Origin of the sequence: Moraxella sp., from assembly GCF_024227015.1 — a bacterium.
Taxonomy (GTDB): Bacteria; Pseudomonadota; Gammaproteobacteria; order Pseudomonadales; family Moraxellaceae; genus Moraxella.
In genome coordinates this window covers 1-1,376 of the sequence record NZ_JAAELD010000398.1, presented here as the reverse complement: position 1 = coordinate 1,376, position 1,376 = coordinate 1, and the positions used below count along the sequence as shown (strand labels likewise).

1 protein-coding gene and 1 pseudogene are annotated in these 1,376 nt (G+C 51.5%); both read left to right on the top strand.

Features of this window, described 5'->3' with window-relative positions; all coding sequences use genetic code 11:
• A pseudogene (locus tag GY683_RS09275) lies at positions 1-139 on the top strand (UTP--glucose-1-phosphate uridylyltransferase); the annotation flags it as partial.
• A gap of 9 nt (positions 140-148) precedes the next feature.
• A partial coding sequence (gene pgi, locus GY683_RS09270) for a glucose-6-phosphate isomerase (RefSeq protein ID WP_297288453.1) occupies positions 149-1,376 on the top strand: 1,228 nt, incomplete at its 3' end.

Genomic DNA, 1,376 nt, shown 5'->3' with positions numbered 1-1,376 from the left:
CGATGCCATTGACGCACTTATTGGCGAGCAGGGCATGGACGTGGTAACCTTAAAGGGCAACAGCTTTGACGCAGGCGATATGAAAACCTATGTACAGGCGTTTGGTTATTTTGCCGAGCATATTGGCGAATCATTTTAAGGATTTGCCATGAACCAAAGCCCTACTTGGCAAACCCTACACGCCCTTGCTAGCACCAACCCCACTTTAACCGAACTTTTCGCCCAAGATGATAGGCGTGCCAGCACCTTTCATCTGTCCGCCCCCTATATGGTGATGGATTATGCCAAAGCGTGCCTTGATAAGAGGGTGCTAGATACGCTCATCGATCTTGCCAATGAGTGCAATTTATCCCAAAAAATCAACGACTTAATGAGTGGCAAACAGGTCAATGACAGCGAGAGCCGTCCTGCCTTGCACACCGCTTTACGCTTGCCAAAGGGCGAATCGCTCATCGTGGACGGCACAGACGTATCCGCCCAAGTCGAGGCTAGCCTTGATAAATGCGAGAGTATCGCCCACCGCATTCGCACAGGCGTGTGGCGTGGCTACTCGGGCAAGGCAATCACGGACGTGGTGTCTATCGGGGTCGGTGGCTCGGATTTAGGACCCTTAATGGCGGTGGATGCTTTGGCGGAGTACAAAGACACGGCTATCCGTGTGCATTTTGTCTCCAACATGGACGGCACGCACCTGCAAAACTTGCTTGGCAAATTATCCGCCGAAACCACCGTGTTTATCGTGGCGTCCAAGTCCTTTGGTACGGTGGATACGCTATCGAACGCCAGTACCGCTTTGGCGTGGCTGACTACCTTTACCGCCAAAGATGTCGCCCTAAGACGACATTTTATTGGCGTGTCGGCAAATCCTGCCCGCATGAGCCAGTGGGGCATTCATACTGACAATCAGCTCATCTTTTGGGAATGGGTGGGTGGTCGGTTTAGTATGTGGTCGGCGATTAGTCTGTCGGTGGCGATTGCGGTGGGCATGGATAATTTTAAACGCCTGCTTGACGGGGCGTATCAGATGGATTGTCATTTTAAATCCGCCCCCTTTGCCAAGAACGCCCCTGTCATCATGGGACTGCTTGCCGTGTGGAACGCCACGTTTTTGGGGATTAACGGACATACGGTGCTACCTTATGACGGACGGCTTAAATTTTTGCCAAGTTATCTAACCCAACTTGAAATGGAATCCAATGGCAAATCGGTTACTAAAGACGGACAAACGGTGGATTATGCCACTTGTCCGATTCTGTGGGGCGAAGTCGGCTCAAACGCCCAGCACGCTTTTTATCAGCTCCTTCATCAAGGCACGCAAAGGGTGTCATGTGATTTTATCGCTTGCGTAAGTCGCTACGATGACGACAGCGAGCTTG